The following is a 15,993-nucleotide window of genomic DNA, read 5'->3' on the forward strand; positions in this document are numbered from 1 at the left end:
CGCCTTGATCAGGTTGTCGGTTTAATGGTCGTGCGTTGCGCCCGCTTTGCCCAGCTCTGCTTTAAGGGCAAAGCTATTGCCTCCGGCGTATTGCTCGCCGTGAGTAAGTCCTTCGAGAACCTCAACCATTTCACCATCACTGCGGCCTAGCTCTAAAGGACGAGCCTCAAAATACTGGCCATAACGGCCGAAAACCACCGACCAGTCGCGGAATGTTTGAATGGCATCAACAGAAACGGCAACAGGTACTTCAATTTCTTCCGCCACCAGCTCAGCATTCACAAACATACCGGGACGCCATTTGCCATCGTTATTATCTAACTCAACCCTGGCTGTTGCTGTGCGCGTTTGTCCGCCGATCAAGGTGGAAATATAAGTCACACTTCCTTCGCTTTCTATGTCGTAAGCCGTTGCCTTTACAGTAACTTTCTGACCAACCCGAATCACGTTAAGATCTTTAGGATAAACCGTAACAGCCGTCCATACTGTCGATACATCCGCGACAGTATAAATTTCTCTGTCTTCACTGAGTGCCTCACCAAGCGCAACGGACTTGGCAATAATGATTCCGGAAATTGGAGCGCGTATTTCATACTTCGCAATGTTTGTTCTTAAGAAGCTAGATTCAGGTTGCACACCTAATGCAAGCAATTTGGTAGCAGCTAACTCTAAGGCAATCTGAGCTTCATGCCATAATTCTTCCGCCAAAAGAAATTCCTGTTGGGCACTGATTTTTTCTTCCCACAACTGTTTCTCTCGCTTATACGTTGTTTTTGCCAGGGTCAGCCGTTTTCTAGCTACAGAATATTGGCTGCGCATGTCGGCTAGCATCGGACTATCGATGACGGCCAACACATCTCCTTTTTTAACCTGCTGGCCATGATGGCCATGCACTGCAGTCACCATGCCGGGAGCCCGCGGCACTACGCGCACGATGTTGTGTTCATTAAATATCACTTCTCCCGGTAATCTGAGTTTGGGCTTGATAGTTGCTGGTCCAGCGGTGAACAGTTCAATTCCCATACTTTTTAGCATGTCATCGCTTATTTCCACCCGTCCTTCCACTTGGCTATGGCTCCAGCGTAAGATTTTGCCGTTGAGCGTAGCGGTAATAGCGAGATCAAATGAATGCGGTTCTTCGACGATTTGATCTCCCAATAGATAGTCCGCTTCCGGAGTAAATTTAAACAACTGCGCCGGTGCACCTAGCCGGGTTAATGTGACAGTTACGGCAGCAGAAGTGGGTGATAGCAATTTATCACTGTTATACAAATAAACCCGGAACTGTGGTGGTACGCCTTTTTCGAAAATAGTCAGCTCCAGACTAAAGTCATGATCTGTAAACAGCTTGCCTCCTTTTGGTCCAGTGGCAGGCTGATTCTTAGTTGATTTTTCATTGGCATGCGTATCCTCCATCTTCATTTCGGCCCCAGTAGGCTTATCCAAGGTTAGAATCAACCCGCCCAATATAATCCCTATGGCAATTACCAACAGGATTGGCATCAATCGCACTTTATCCATAATTTATTCCTTAACCTTTTTTTCTATGCCACGATGAGTCATTACGCTATCGATAGGTGCTGCGATCAAGCGTTCAATGTCATTCATCAATCGCTGATAATTTGCCAATGCTCGCACGTAGAGCAATTGATTCTGAAATAGCACACGTTGCGCGTCCAGCAACTCCAGCAAACCAAATTTGCCCAATTCATAGCCCCTGCGTATCACATGAAAAGCACTCTTGGCGCCAGGTAAAATCTCTTCACGTAATAAGTTAATTTCACTCCAGGCTGCCAGCATTGCTTCGTAAGTCTGCGCCAATTCTGTCTTCAACCTGAGCTTCATCATCGTCTGTTCATCTTCGGCTTTGTCTACACGTTGATAAGCTTCTTTGAGGTTACCCTGATTACGATCGAATAGAGGTAATGGCATCATTATGCTTGCTATGGCCGTATTGCCACCCACCAGAGCATAATTTACGACGCCTGCATTTAGGGTCAGGTTGGGAATGCGCCGGGTTTGTTCAACCTCCAATAAAGCTTTGCGGTGCTCGATATTCTTCATGGCGCGGAGCGCCATTGGATTGTCTAGTACTCTTTTTTCAAGCACTTGAAAGTTTGGTGGCGCAGTCATTATTTCCATATCACCCAAAACTTTATCGAATTGCGGTGAGGAGCTGTTCCATAACAGCGCTAATCGCCTGCGTGCGGATATCAGATCTCGTTGCGCTTGTTCTTGCTCAATACGCGTCGTCGATAGACCTATTTGCACTCGGGTTTCTTCGATGGGCGGTACTTTCCCCGCTTGTACACGACCCGTGACGGTACTGACTACGTTTTGCGCCACTTGATAAGTTTCTACGGCAAGCTTAAGCCGCTCTTGCGCAGCGAGCACTTCTGTGAACACACCAGCAACTTGGGCGATAATTTCGATGCGTTTGGTTTCATAATCCTTTGCTGCCAACTCTTCTCCAAGTAAAGCTGCGTTCACTCTGGCGGTACGCTTTCCGCCTAACTCGATTAATTGACCAATGCGTATGGTCGTGACCTGCTGCACAACTTCTTGCACTATCGAATCGGGTGCATTAATGTCACCGCGTAGCTTCTGGATATTTCCAACATTCTCAACATTTACTGACAATTCTGGGTTTCTTAGCAACCCAGCTTGTAGAGTCGCACCTTCCAATGCACGCATTTCTTTGGAGAAAGCTGCCAGCTCTGGATTGCGAAGTAAAGCAAGACTGACCGCATCGTGTAGCGTGAGATTACTCGCCTCATTGATTGAAGAATCAATGGTGTGATTGTTTGTCCGATTGGATGCGTCACTAAAGGTATCAGCACTAGCTTCTATCTGAGATGAAAAAAACAGTAATAGAATATAGCTCAGTAGCATGAATCTTAATTCTGTTGCCACCCAACTGCGTGGGCTAGACAGACTGATTAGTTTCATAGAATTCTCCGGGCATTTGCCCGCGCATGTGTAAAACAGATCATCATGAAATTTGAATTGATCTGCACTTGCGCGGGTGTAGATTAATAAATTTAACCCACAAATACTAAATTTTTTTGATCTAGCTTAAAGAAATGCTTCGAGGAGGGCGTAGGGGTAAATCCGGGATTGTTTCCGGAATAAATGAGGAAATGAATACAGTTATAGTTTCTGCAACGATTAAATCGGGAATGTACGGAAAAGAATTAAAGAAAAACGGTTGGTACTGTCCCGCGGAGTGCAGACATAAATGGGTGGCTGCATCAAGATCAACACCATCCCAGGTTGCATTATTTCGATGCAATTCCAGGTGTGTTGCAGGATCCGCAGATAATGATTGACGAATATGATCCAGTTCATGGGCGAAAACTTCTCCTCTGAAAGATAAGCTCAATCCATTCGTCAGTATGCTGATAATCAGCACAAGAATAACTGGATAAACAGGATATTTCCGCATCGGGGTGTCAATCTACAAATAATGTAAGTCTTGGGTAGTCGCAATCATTTCACATTATCACGCTATTTGCAATTAGGAAGTTTTGTCAATAAATTCAAGTTTTGGGCATTTAAATTATCTTGACTCCTTCAAGAGTCAGCATGTCGATTAAAGTGATGAGAGGCAATCCGATCAATCCGCTAGGATCATTTCCCGTCATTCGTTCAATCAGTGCAATGCCGAGTCCTTCAGATTTTGCGCTGCCGGCGCATTGATAAGGCTGTTCTTTTAACAAGTAATTCTCAATTTGTTGATCGCTCAACTGGCGGAATTTCACATGGTATGGAATAACACGTATTTGTAGCTTATCCGTGAAACTATTGAGGACACATACGGCAGTATGAAAAACGACTTCCTTTCCTCGGGTTTGTCGTAATTGCTCCACCGCATTAGCATGATTCAACGGCTTGCCAAGACGAACATCCCCTAAAGCTGCCACTTGATCTGAGCCAATAATAAGCGCCTGTGGATAAGTTTTGGCTACTGCGCGGGCTTTTGCCTCAGCTAACCGTGCCGCCGTTTGTTCGGGTAATTCGTCGATTAGCGGCGTTTCGTTAATTTGCGGATTGCTCGTTTCAAAAGAAATTTGCAGTCGTTGAAGCAATTCTTTGCGATAGATCGAGCCGGATCCCAGTATAATTTGTTGCGTAAAGTCGTTTTGTGTTTTCAAAATTTCCTTCTGTATTTTTTTGACACTGATGAGTAAAAAATATAACATGCGCGCCTTATGTCTGTTAGGTTAATGATAGACCCTCTAGATTTTGTTCAAAATGCGGGTATACGTCATGGTAGAATCCCGGTGGCTGATCTTGCGCGTCTGCATGACTTGCTGTTTGATAAAGAAGGGGAACTAATCTATCAAATTAGTGGCCAATTCGACAAGAATGCAAAGCCTGGCTTGCAGCTGGAAGTAAAAGGCAGAATTCATCTTAATTGTCAGCGCTGCCTAGAGAAACTGGCTTGCAAAATTGATCTTAAGACATTTTTGTTGCTGGCAAAAAATGAAGTAGAGCTGCAACAGGTTGACGAAGACGATACTATTGATGCTATTTTAGCAACACCTGACTTGGATATGGTCAATTTAATTGAAGATGAAGTAATTCTCAGTTTGTCGATTTCATCGCGACATGCAGAGGGTGAGTGTAGCCCGCTTAAACTAAAGTCAATTGAAGATAATCTGATCGACAAAAAAAAAACAGCACATCCCTTTGCAGCATTGGCGGCATTAAAAAAGACAAATTAAGCTTAAGGAGTTATCGCAATGGCAGTTCAACAAAACAAAAAATCACCATCGAAACGCGGCATGCATCGCTCGCATGATTTCCTAACTAGCCCACCATTAGCCGTGGAACCAAGTACGGGAGAAATTCACTTGCGTCACCATATTAGTCCGAACGGATATTATCGTGGCAAAAAAGTCGTTAAAACTAAAAACGATTAATAATTTCTCTCTATTGCTACGACATACCTGAATATAAGTTTTTCGCAGCCACAAGAGCACTGATAATTGGATATTACGGTAGCGATAGATTGTATGGGGGGTGATCATGGCCCACATGTCACAGTTCCGTCCGCACTCGATTATTTGCGCAACGATCCTGAGGCTAATATTATCCTTGTTGGCATTCCCGATGCTATCGAAGCTGAACTACGTGCCGCAAATTCTGAACTCGGAACAAGAATACGTTTGCATCCAGCAAGTGAAGTGATCGGTATGGATGAGTCTCCGGCAGTAGCGCTGCGTGGCAAGAAGGACTCTTCCATGCGAGTTTCCATCAATCTGGTTAAGACAGGCGAAGCACAGGCCTGCATCAGTGCCGGAAACACAGGTGCGCTATTGGCAACTTCCCGTTTCGTGTTAAAAACGATTCCCGGTGTTGATCGTCCGGCACTGGCTGTAGTTTTGCCCACTAGCATTGGCCATACTTATGTTTTAGACATGGGTGCAAACGTTGACTGTACCGCGGAGCACTTATTTCAATTTGGAATCATGGGAGCATCCTTGGTGTCTTCGGTGGAAAACAAGGCATATCCAAGCGTTGGGTTACTCAACATTGGTGAAGAAGAAATTAAAGGAAATGAGATAGTCAAACAGGCAGCTGAATTATTGCGCGCTAGCGGACTTAATTTTTATGGTAATGTCGAGGGCACCGATATTTATAAGGGAACGACTGATGTTGTGGTTTGCGATGGATTCGTTGGCAATATCACCTTAAAAACATCGGAGGGCCTGGCACAAATGCTAGGAACTTATTTGCGCGAAGAATTCAAACGCAATTTGCTGACAAAACTAGCGGGTGTCATTGCGATGCCTGTCATTAATTCGTTCAAACGCCGCGTTGATCACCGTCGCTATAATGGCGCCAGTTTTTTGGGCTTGCGTGGGATAGTAATTAAAAGCCATGGTTCCGCAGATAAATATGCTTTTGGCTTTGCTATAAAACGAGCTGCTGATGAAGTTCGTGGCGGAATGTTGCGGCGGATTAGCGAACGGGTGGCTGAGTTTTCTCAGCATCCACAAATATCTTCTAAAGAAATTACAAGATAATGTTTTCAAGAATTACTGGAACAGGTAGCTATTTACCGGAAAAAATACTTACCAATCTTGATCTGGAGCGTATCGTTGATACCAGTGATGAATGGATACGAACACGAACCGGCATTACCCAGCGGCATATTGCCGCTGAGGATCAGGTTGCCAGTGATCTAGCGTTGTATGCGTGCCAGAATGCCATGCTGGCTGCCGGCGTCACCGGAAAAGACATTGATCTTATCATTGTTGCCACTACCACACCCGATATGATTTTTCCAAGCACTGCCTGTATTCTGCAAAATAAATTGGGTATCGAGAACTGCCCGGCATTTGATGTGCAAGCGGTTTGCAGTGGCTTTATTTATGCACTGGCAACAGCTGATATGTTTGTCAGTTCAGGAAAATGCCGCAATGCCTTAGTCGTTGGTAGTGAAATTTACTCAAAAATACTCGATTGGAGCGATCGTAACACCTGTGTTTTGTTTGGCGATGGTGCGGGGGCGGTGGTATTGTCGCGCAGTGATCGACCCGGAATTTTATCAACACATCTGCATGCCAGTGGCAGCTATAGTAATATTCTGTCTGCCCCTGGATGCATCAGTGGCGGTAAAGTGCAAGGTACGCCTTACATCAGCATGGAAGGTAATGCCGTTTTTAAATTCGCGGTCAAAGTTCTGGAAGAGGTTGTGCACGAAGCAGTCGCAGAAAACAATCTGCAGTCCACCGATCTTGATTGGTTAATTCCTCATCAGGCTAATATCCGGATTATTCAATCAACTGCAAAAAAATTGGGGTTGTCCATGGAAAAAGTAGTAGTAGCAGTGGATAAACACGGCAACACTTCAGCAGCTTCCATTCCACTTGCGCTTGATATTGCCGTGCGTGACGGACGCATTCAGCCTGATCAATTGATTCTGATGGAAGGTGTTGGCGGTGGTTTTACATGGGGAGCAGTTTTGCTGCGTTGGTGATCATGAAATTTGCATTTGTATTCCCGGGTCAAGGGTCGCAATCGATTGGAATGATGCATGGGTACACAGATTTACCCATTATTCAAGAGACTTTTCAAGAAGCTTCCGATATCCTCAAGCAGGATTTCTGGTCGATGGTAAATTCCGGGCCTGCGGAAGACCTTAATCTCACACTAAATACCCAGCCCCTCATGCTTGCCGCAGGAGTGGCTGTATATCGCGCTTGGATTAGTTTGGGTGGAAAAGAACCAGTATTCCTGGCTGGACATAGTCTGGGCGAGTACACCGCGCTGGTTGCGTCGGAAGCGCTGAGTTTTGCCGATGCACTATCATTAGTGCATTTTCGTGCACAAGTTATGCAGCAAGCTGTGCCGGAAGGTATTGGTGGAATGGCTGCGATTCTTGGGCTGGATGATGAAGCCATCACAGCGATTTGTCGCGACATCACAAATAAGGGTAATGGAGAGTCTCTTGAGCCAGCCAACTTCAACTCACCAGGTCAGATCGTTATCGCGGGACACAAAAATGCAATTTTGCAAGGAATAGAATTAGCCAAATCCAAAGGGGCAAAGCGTGCAATTATGCTGCCCATGAGCATTCCTTCACATTGTTCTCTAATGAAACCGGCAGCTGAAAGATTACAGTTGCAATTGCAACGTGTCACGTTGCAAGCGCCTAACATTCCAATTCTGCATAATACTGATGTGAAATCACATTCAGATCCAGCGACAATCAAAGAAATTCTAGCTCAACAGCTCATAAGGCCGGTACATTGGGTGGACACTATCCGAGCTTTTGCGGCTGCTGAAATTACGCATGTTATCGAATGTGGTCCCGGCAAGGTATTGGCTGGATTGAATAAACGCATCGATCAAAATTTACAACAATTGTCATTGACTGATAGTGAAGCAATCAAGCAAGCTATTAACGATGTAAGGGCATTATGAACAATGTTTATTTGCAGCAAATCATCATGACTCTATGAAAGGAGATATGATCTTGGAGAATAAGATTGCTTTGGTAACTGGCGCTAGCCGCGGAATCGGACATGCTATCGCATTAAAACTAGGGCAGCTTGGTGCGGTAGTTATCGGTACGGCAACTAGCGAAAGTGGCATGACTGCGATTAATCAATACCTGGATAAGGCGGGCATTAAAGGCACCGGCGTCGTTTTAAACGTGAATGATGCCGAGCAAATCAACCATGCTATTCAAACCATTCGTGAAAAATTTGGTGAAGTGGAAATATTGGTGAATAACGCCGGGGTTACGCGTGATAATCTGCTGGTTCGTATGAAAGATGAAGATTGGGATGAAATCATGGAGACTGATTTGAAATCAGTTTTCCGATTAAGCCGCGCGGTTCTTCGCGCAATGATGAAGGCCCGATATGGCCGTATTATTAATATTTCTTCTGTTGTCGGTGCAATGGGGAATACGGGGCAAACGAACTATGCAGCTGCTAAAGCAGGAGTATTTGGGTTTAGTAAATCATTGGCGCGTGAAGTAGGTAGTCGCAATATTACCGTCAACTGTGTTGCTCCAGGCTTCATCGATACGGATATGACGCGCTCCCTGCCGGATGCGTTTCAACAAAACTTGATTCAGCATGTTCCCTTGGGGCGATTGGGGCGACCTGAAGAAGTTGCTTCAGCCGTTGCATTCCTTGCTTCGTTTGCGGCAGGCTATATTACGGGCACGACGTTGCATGTTAATGGTGGAATGTATATGGATTAGCACATAGATAAATAGAAATTAATTCAATCAATTGTGGAAGTAAGTTAATCACAAAAAATATTTTTATAATGTAAAACTGAATAAAACTAGACAATAGTTACATCCTGTACCATGTTTCGATTCTGTTGGCATGTAAAATTTGTTAGAATAAATAAGTTTTTCTTACTTGAGAAGGAAATACCCAGATGGAAAATATTGAGCAGCGGATTAAAAAAATTGTAGCTGAGCAACTTGGCGTTAATGAAGCAGAAGTCAAGAATGAATCATCTTTTGTCAATGATTTGGGCGCAGATTCGCTTGATACGGTGGAATTGGTTATGGCATTGGAAGAAGAGTTCGAGTGCGAAATCCCAGATGAACAAGCAGAAAAAATAAATACCGTTCAGGAAGCGATCGATTACGTCACCGCCAACACGAGTGCTGGTTAGTTTCTGGTTTTTTATATGTACATGGAAGTGGAGTAATTTTGTCCAAACGTAAGGTAGTGGTGACCGGATTGGGTATCGTGTCACCTGTTGGAAACACAATTTCAGGCGCATGGGAGAACATTATTGCGGGAAAGTCTGGCATTACTAGGATTTCCCGCTTTGATGCGTCTGGTTTTACTTCACAGATTGCTGGCGAAGTAAAAGATTTTGATATTCACCAATATCTCTCAGCGAAAGAAGCACGCCGCATGGATATTTTTATTCATTATGGTATGGCTGCAGCTATACAAGCAGTTAAAGATGCAGGTATCGATGAAATTTCTCAGTTAGATGCGGAAAAGATCGGTGTAAATATCGGTTCGGGCATTGGCGGATTGTCGATGATTGAGAGTACCGACATCGCATATCATGCGGGTGGGCCACGTAAAATATCTCCCTTCTTTATACCCAGCACTATCATTAACATGATTGCGGGAAATTTATCCATCATGTATGGCTATAAAGGCCCCAACCTAGCCATTGTGACAGCATGTACTACAGCTACGCACAGTATAGGTCACTCAGCGCGTATGATTGAATATGGCGATGCCGATATCATGGTGTGTGGTGGTGCCGAATCTTGTGTAACGCCTCTTGCTATCGGCGGGTTTGCCGCCGCTAAAGCTTTGTCAGTACACAATGATGAACCAGAAATTGCAAGCCGCCCTTGGGACATCGATCGTGATGGTTTTGTCCTGGGTGAAGGTGCCGGAGTTTTAGTATTGGAAGAAATAGAACATGCTAAGCGTCGCGGCGCTAAAATTTATGCTGAATTAGCCGGTTTTGGCATGAGCGCAGATGCATTTCATATGACAGCACCTTGCGACGATGGTGAAGGCGCCGCACGCTGTATGTCTAACGCACTGAAAAACGCCGAAATCAGTACCGCAGAAGTTGATTACGTTAATGCACACGGCACATCTACACCATTAGGTGACATTGCCGAGACCATTGCGGTCAAGCGCTGTTTTGGTGACCATGCAAGTAAACTTGCTGTTAATTCTACAAAATCAATGACAGGGCATTTATTGGGTGCCGCTGGTGGTGTAGAAGCTATTTTTTCAGTACTGGCGACGTATCATCAAATTGCCCCGCCGACTATCAATCTTGTCAATCAAGATCCGCAATGTGATCTTGACTATATCCCCAACACCGCTAGAAATATGAATATTAAAGTTGCATTATCAAACTCCTTCGGGTTTGGAGGAACCAACGGAACGCTCGTTTTCCGCCGCATATAAATTTTATCCATTGGCGCATGCAAAAGCTAAAACGCCTACTTTTTTCTGGGACATTGATAGCCATTTTGCTTGCTTCATGGTTCTATCTTCATGTTCATTCAAGTGTTAGCCTCCCTGCAATTCCTTATGATATGTCTATTCCGGTTGGTGCCAACCTGAAGCAGGTTTCTCAGCAACTAGAAGACGCCGGGGTTATTCTGAACAAATGGACATTTATACTATTGGCACGCTATCAGAATCAGGAATCTGCAATCAAAGCGGGTGATTATAGATTTAAGGAAAATCTTACTCAGGTTGCATTATTAAAGTCTCTGATCAAAGGTGATGTGATACAAAATGAAATAAGATTCATTGAAGGGTGGACGTTTGCTCAAATCAGGCAAGTATTGAATGAGCATCCAACAATTAGGAATTTTACGACTGGACTGAGTGAGCAGGAAATTCTGCGCGTAATAGGTGCAGTTGAAACCTCCGCTGAAGGTTTGTTTTTCCCTGATACTTATTATTTTGTTAGAGATAGTAGTGATATAGAGATTTTGCAACGCGCCTATCAGAATATGCAAAACCACTTGGAGAGTAGCTGGATAGTTCGTGCAGAATCATTACCATTAACCACGCCTTATGAGGCGCTGATACTGGCTTCCATTATAGAAAAAGAAACCGGCTTGGAAAGTGATCGCGCTGAAATCGCAGGTGTATTTATCAACCGGTTACGCAAAGGCATGCGTTTACAAACTGACCCAACCATTATTTATGGTTTGGGTGAACAGTTTGACGGTAATTTGCGCAAAAAGGACTTGTTAACCGACCAGGAGTATAATACTTATACGCGTTCTGGCCTGCCACCGACTCCTATTGCCATGCCAGGTCTTGCCTCAATCCGCGCAGCTCTTAATCCAAGCGTAACGGATGCGCTCTATTTCGTTGCAAAAGGTAATGGAGAATCTCAGTTTTCAACCAATTTGACGGACCATAATAAAGCAGTAAATAAATACCAGAAGCAACAAAAATAACATTATGCTGCCATTAATAAGCATCACTTTTGAGCTGTGAGCTACATGACACAATTTTCCATCGTAGTGCCCACGCTGAATGAATCCGAGAATATTGATTTACTTTTAACCCGCATCTTTGCATTGGATTTTGTTCCAAATTCTTTTGAAGTAATTATTGTTGATGATGGCTCAACCGATGGTACTCCGAATAAAGTACTTAACTGGGCAAATCAATCAAATGTTCGACTGATCGAACGCCGAGAGACACCGGACTTAACTGCTTCGATACTATCTGGTGTTGCTGCGGCTAAGAGTGACGTCATCGTTGTTATGGATGCCGATCTCAGTCATCCGCCTGAGCAATTACCAGCTATCGTTGCCCCGATATTAAATGATTCTCATGATGTGGTTGTTGGCAGTCGTTACATTGCGGGAGGCAGTACTGAAAATTGGCCATTGTATCGACAGCTCTTATCTCGCGTGGGTGGCTGGATAGCGCGACCCATCTGTGATGTGAATGATGCCACATCCGGTTTTTTTGCATTTCGCCGGAATCTGGCCAAAAATATTTCAAGTCACGCACATGGTTACAAGATTCTGCTTGAATTGCTCATGGCTAATCAGGGGAAAATTCGTGTAACAGAGATACCAATTTGCTTTCGCGATCGGACCTATGGCACTTCAAAGCTATCTTTATTTCACCAGCAAGCTTATATACAACGTTTGATCACGTTAGCAGGAGGAACGGCCACGATCAATACGGCAGGACGTTTTGCAGCAGTTGGACTGTTAGGTGTATTGATAGATGCTTTTGTTTTTCATTGGATGATCAGCCGTGAAGCCGGGCTTGCTCTGTCCCACTTCATCAGTTTTTTTGTTGCTGCAACCTTCAACTATGCCCTTAACTCTAAGTGGTCATTTCGTGAACATCATGAAGGCTGTTTACGCTGGCACCAATTTGGTCGATTTTTAACCGTTGGTACACTCGCGCTATTATTACGCGGGGGCGTGCTGGCTTTTCTAGTTTATGTTTGGCATGTCCCGCCTCTATTGGCCATTTTCCCGGCTATAGTTACCACAGCAGCGGTAAATTTCTTGGGCTCGGCTTTTTATGTGTTTCCCAATAAAAAGAACCTTCCCTCGTTGGAAATACGCTGGCGTATGGCGGCAATTGGTATTGTATTTTTTGCCATATTGCTACGGCTGGTTTATTTCGGCTTGGCGCAACTCATTCCAGATGAAGCTTATTATTGGCAATATGCGCAACACATGGATCTCAGTTTTTATGATCATCCCCCCGCAGTTGCTTGGTTAATCTGGCTTGGCACATCAATTCTTGGGCACAATGAGTTCGGTGTCCGCATCGGTGCGCTTCTCTGTGGCTTTATCACAATGGGTTATCTGTATGCATTGGCACAGAATTTGTATGATAAATCCACTGCAATGCGCACCCTGTTGTTACTAGTTATCCTGCCGCTCGGCTTTTCTACCGGTCTGTTAACGACGCCCGATGCACCTCTCTTTGCAGCGTGGGCAGCAACCCTCTATTACATGGAACGAGCGCTAGTCGCCCACCAGAATACGGCTTGGCTAGGAATGGGAGTTGCGTTTGGTCTTGGGTTGCTATCGAAATACTCGCTGGGATTGCTGGGGTTAGCCGCATTGGTGTTTGTAATTGTAGATCCATTAGCACGCCGTTGGATGAAACGTCCCCATCCTTATTTAGCAGCACTATTGGCATTGCTTCTCTTTTCGCCAGTGATTATCTGGAACTATCAAAATGATTGGGCGTCTTTTGCATTCCAGTCGAATCGGGTATTGGCAGATGACTATAAGTTTGCAGTCCATTTATTCATTCTCCACATTATCATTTTATTAACCCCTATTGGTTTTCTTGCAGCAATATTTGCCTTATTTTTTATCAAACGCCCCGAGTCTCAGTCTCTCGAACGCAGGCGCCATTTGTTTGTACAAGTTTTCGCCGGCATCCCAGTATTCGTTTGTTTCATACTCAGTACTTTTGATGCGCCCCGATTTCACTGGACTGCGCCGATCTGGCTTGCCCTATTACCAACCATCGCATGGATGATTGTTCATACCGACCATCTGAGCACTCTGTTCAAGCGCATTCAAACAGCATGGCGACCGACCATTATTGCTTGTATCTTTGGTTACGCCTTTGTGCTTCATTTTGTGGTGCTGGGAATACCAGGTATACCCTATCATTTATTCACAGAACACTATTTCTGGCGTGAGACCGCCGCTGAGATCGAGAAAATTGCAGCTGAAGTCAGGAATCAAACGGACCAAGAACCCATCATTGTGGGTATGAGCAAATGGTCTGTTGCCAGTGCGCTATATTTTTATACGCACGGTAATGCAAAGTTGGATATCCGTTCACGTAATATGTTTGGCGGTAGTGGGGCCATGTATGAATTCTGGCTTCCTTCCCAAAACCCCACTGATCGGCCGATCATTCAGGTTGGCATGAAACGCCGCCATTTAGAAAAAATACGGCCAGACATTGATGTTAAAGGAATGCTTAATCACCCCGGCGCGGTTGAATATCGTGTAATCGAACGCCACGGTGAGCCTGTGCGTCGGGTATATTACCGAATTTCCAAAGGATTTAAAGGGATTAATTAGGTTTCTTGGAATACACGCAACCATTCAAAATAGATAGCTAATAATTCGTTCTGTAATTTTCATTTCGACCGGAAATGCTAAAATTTTAATGCACTAGCATGCAGGTGTGCTGGTAGAAAGACAAGTAACGAAAACAAGAATGTAGAAAGTGCGCTGTATTGAGCGCCATTGTTGGCCACGTGGAATTGGGCTACCGAATGGCAAAAACTGTGAGATTCTCTAAAACACGTTTAAATAATCAATGGTATTGGCGGTTGCATGAAATAGGTGCAATTTAAGGCTTGCGGCCCGTTACAATGCTATAGTATCCGAAAGCTCGATGGACTTGAACTTCCTCAAATCCTATCTCCGTTAACATTGATGATAATTCTTGGCCAGAATACTGTCTTCCTTCGGTCCAGCCCATCATCATCATACTAAATGCTGCGGAGGGAAAAGGGCCTGTTTTTTGATCATCATAGAGCATTTCATGGATGACGATTCTTCCACCGGGTTCAAGACTGCTGAAACTCTTTGCCGTTAGAAAATGGCATTTTTCTGGAGGGAAATCGTGATAAATGTTTGAGAAAAGATGTAAGTCTGCGGAAGGCCAATGATCGCTCCAAATGTTGGTTTCTTGCGTCTTAATTCGTTCCTGTAAGCCATATTGATTGATATATTCTTGAGCTACCTCGCATACCTGAGCAAAATCCAGAAAGATTACTTTCAAGTTGGGTAATTTTGATGCTGCACCAATCGAGTGAGCCGCAGAACCTCCTGCAACGTCAAGCATCAGACGATTTTGAGAAAAATCCAAAACTTCGGGCCAAACGAACGCTGAAGAAATACTAATGCTATGCATGCCGCGAGTGAAGCGACGCAGCAATTTGATTTGTTCTTCGTGAGTCTCGAAAATATCACCGCCTCCGTAAGCCTGCGGAGAATCTGTAAAAACTGCTTTTTCCAAGCTTTCAAAGGAGGACACCTGGTAATTGTCAATCATCAGATCCCAGAAAAAACCGAAATAATTAGGACTCGTCTCCAGCAGATATTCCTCTGACACCGCAGTCAGAAAATAACGTCCTTCCTGCAAAGACAGGAAACCCAAAGCAGTAGCGGCCGTCAAAATTGCTTCTGCCGGGCGTTGCTTGATATTTAGTGCATTGCAAACATCGGCTAAGGTACGCGGGCTCTCTGCCAGTAACGGAAATATTTTTAATCGATGAGCTAGTAGTAATGCAGGGTAACCATAAACTGCAAAGACTACATCCCATAACGGACGATCATCAACTCGCGGTACCTGGTTGTTGGAAAAAGCATTTTGTACCATCAATCCTCCTTTTGTTCTGTTGGATGCATAGGACTGTTATACCGTATGATTCAGAATAATTCTAATTAAGAACCCTGCCTGGATTTCTCCGCTTCGAGCAAGCGTTTGATATTTTGCACCGTGCGTTCGGCACCATCCCTAATCGCAACGCGAACCAGTCCTTCAAAAGGTCGCATAATCGGCAGAATTTCAAGCAGTTCAAAAGAAAATGTCAGTTTGGTCGAATGCTCGGGATTGATAGCTTGTAATTCATACGTGCAGCGGAATGGATCAGATATCCCGAGAAGGGTTAGACGCACACCAGGTTCGTAAGCGGATATCTTGAATCTGGATTCTGTGCGGCGTCCTTGATCAGTACGCACTTGTCGTCCTTCAGTACCTAACTGTACCGGGCCTGGGGTCGTTTTTTCAAGCTCTTTAACTTCCGGAGACCATCGAGGATAGTTCTCAAACAAGCCATCCGCAAGATACTGGAAAATCGCTGTGGTAGAACATTCCACCAAGGTATGTGCCCTACCCACGACCGGTTCGGTAGAACCCAAATTGAGCATGGAACCTAAATTAAACATATTACTTGCCTTTACTGACTGATAAACGACTATTCAATCTA

16 protein-coding genes are annotated in these 15,993 nt (G+C 44.5%); 10 read left to right on the forward strand and 6 right to left on the reverse strand.

Annotated elements, in window-relative coordinates:
* Positions 1 to 21: 21 nt before the first annotated feature.
* The 4 genes from K2Q13_RS03435 to K2Q13_RS03450 all read right to left on the reverse strand — a co-directional run bounded on the left by K2Q13_RS03435 (position 22) and on the right by K2Q13_RS03450 (position 4,154).
* The gene (locus tag K2Q13_RS03435) at positions 22 to 1,521 is read right to left on the reverse strand and encodes an efflux RND transporter periplasmic adaptor subunit (RefSeq protein ID WP_292919263.1); all 1,500 of its coding nucleotides are present in this window, start codon (positions 1,519 to 1,521) and stop codon (positions 22 to 24) included.
* 3 nt (positions 1,522 to 1,524) lie between these two features.
* Complete coding sequence (locus K2Q13_RS03440) at positions 1,525 to 2,949, reverse strand: TolC family protein (RefSeq protein WP_292919264.1); 1,425 nt, start codon at positions 2,947 to 2,949, stop codon at positions 1,525 to 1,527.
* A 121-nt stretch (positions 2,950 to 3,070) separates the two neighbouring features.
* On the reverse strand, positions 3,071 to 3,445 hold the full coding sequence (locus tag K2Q13_RS03445) for a hypothetical protein (RefSeq protein ID WP_292919265.1): 375 nt from the start codon (positions 3,443 to 3,445) through the stop codon (positions 3,071 to 3,073).
* Between the two features lie 109 nt (positions 3,446 to 3,554).
* Positions 3,555 to 4,154 carry a Maf family nucleotide pyrophosphatase gene (locus tag K2Q13_RS03450; protein ID WP_292919266.1) on the reverse strand — a complete coding sequence of 200 codons (600 nt, stop codon included), beginning with the start codon at positions 4,152 to 4,154 and terminating at the stop codon, positions 3,555 to 3,557.
* A 72-nt stretch (positions 4,155 to 4,226) separates the two neighbouring features.
* Between K2Q13_RS03450 and K2Q13_RS03455 the strand changes: the two genes are divergently transcribed.
* The 10 genes from K2Q13_RS03455 (at position 4,227) to K2Q13_RS03500 (ending at position 14,074) form a co-directional block, all read left to right on the forward strand.
* Positions 4,227 to 4,727: a YceD family protein gene (locus tag K2Q13_RS03455; protein WP_292919267.1), complete on the forward strand. Its 501-nt coding sequence runs from the start codon at positions 4,227 to 4,229 to the stop codon at positions 4,725 to 4,727.
* 18 nt (positions 4,728 to 4,745) lie between these two features.
* Complete coding sequence (gene rpmF, locus K2Q13_RS03460; RefSeq protein ID WP_292919268.1) at positions 4,746 to 4,925, forward strand: 50S ribosomal protein L32; 180 nt, start codon at positions 4,746 to 4,748, stop codon at positions 4,923 to 4,925.
* Between the two features lie 66 nt (positions 4,926 to 4,991).
* Complete coding sequence (plsX, locus tag K2Q13_RS03465) at positions 4,992 to 6,032, forward strand: phosphate acyltransferase PlsX (RefSeq protein ID WP_292919269.1); 1,041 nt, start codon at positions 4,992 to 4,994, stop codon at positions 6,030 to 6,032.
* Positions 6,032 to 6,988: a beta-ketoacyl-ACP synthase III gene (locus tag K2Q13_RS03470; RefSeq protein ID WP_292919270.1), complete on the forward strand. Its 957-nt coding sequence runs from the start codon at positions 6,032 to 6,034 to the stop codon at positions 6,986 to 6,988. The genes plsX and K2Q13_RS03470 overlap by 1 nt, the downstream gene beginning before the upstream one ends.
* Before the next feature lie 2 nt (positions 6,989 to 6,990).
* Positions 6,991 to 7,935 (forward strand): ACP S-malonyltransferase, encoded by a 945-nt coding sequence (gene fabD / locus K2Q13_RS03475; RefSeq protein ID WP_292919329.1) that lies wholly within the window; start codon positions 6,991 to 6,993, stop codon positions 7,933 to 7,935.
* A gap of 46 nt (positions 7,936 to 7,981) precedes the next feature.
* The gene (fabG, locus tag K2Q13_RS03480) at positions 7,982 to 8,725 is read left to right on the forward strand and encodes a 3-oxoacyl-ACP reductase FabG (RefSeq protein WP_292919271.1); all 744 of its coding nucleotides are present in this window, start codon (positions 7,982 to 7,984) and stop codon (positions 8,723 to 8,725) included.
* A 185-nt stretch (positions 8,726 to 8,910) separates the two neighbouring features.
* Positions 8,911 to 9,153 (forward strand): acyl carrier protein, encoded by a 243-nt coding sequence (acpP, locus tag K2Q13_RS03485; protein ID WP_103965054.1) that lies wholly within the window; start codon positions 8,911 to 8,913, stop codon positions 9,151 to 9,153.
* A 38-nt stretch (positions 9,154 to 9,191) separates the two neighbouring features.
* Positions 9,192 to 10,433 (forward strand): beta-ketoacyl-ACP synthase II, encoded by a 1,242-nt coding sequence (gene fabF / locus K2Q13_RS03490; protein WP_292919272.1) that lies wholly within the window; start codon positions 9,192 to 9,194, stop codon positions 10,431 to 10,433.
* A 17-nt stretch (positions 10,434 to 10,450) separates the two neighbouring features.
* Complete coding sequence (mltG, locus tag K2Q13_RS03495) at positions 10,451 to 11,446, forward strand: endolytic transglycosylase MltG (RefSeq protein ID WP_292919273.1); 996 nt, start codon at positions 10,451 to 10,453, stop codon at positions 11,444 to 11,446.
* Between the two features lie 45 nt (positions 11,447 to 11,491).
* Positions 11,492 to 14,074, forward strand: coding sequence for a glycosyltransferase family 39 protein (locus K2Q13_RS03500; RefSeq protein WP_292919274.1), 2,583 nt, complete (start codon positions 11,492 to 11,494; stop codon positions 14,072 to 14,074).
* 274 nt (positions 14,075 to 14,348) lie between these two features.
* Here the strand turns inward: K2Q13_RS03500 and K2Q13_RS03505 are convergent, their stop codons facing one another.
* Both K2Q13_RS03505 and K2Q13_RS03510 read right to left on the reverse strand, forming a co-directional pair.
* Positions 14,349 to 15,383: a methyltransferase gene (locus tag K2Q13_RS03505; protein ID WP_292919275.1), complete on the reverse strand. Its 1,035-nt coding sequence runs from the start codon at positions 15,381 to 15,383 to the stop codon at positions 14,349 to 14,351.
* 65 nt (positions 15,384 to 15,448) lie between these two features.
* Positions 15,449 to 15,952: an SRPBCC family protein gene (locus tag K2Q13_RS03510; RefSeq protein WP_292919276.1), complete on the reverse strand. Its 504-nt coding sequence runs from the start codon at positions 15,950 to 15,952 to the stop codon at positions 15,449 to 15,451.
* Positions 15,953 to 15,993: the final 41 nt, after the last annotated feature.

This window comes from Nitrosomonas sp. (genome assembly GCF_019752095.1).
Classification (GTDB): Bacteria; Pseudomonadota; Gammaproteobacteria; order Burkholderiales; family Nitrosomonadaceae; genus Nitrosomonas.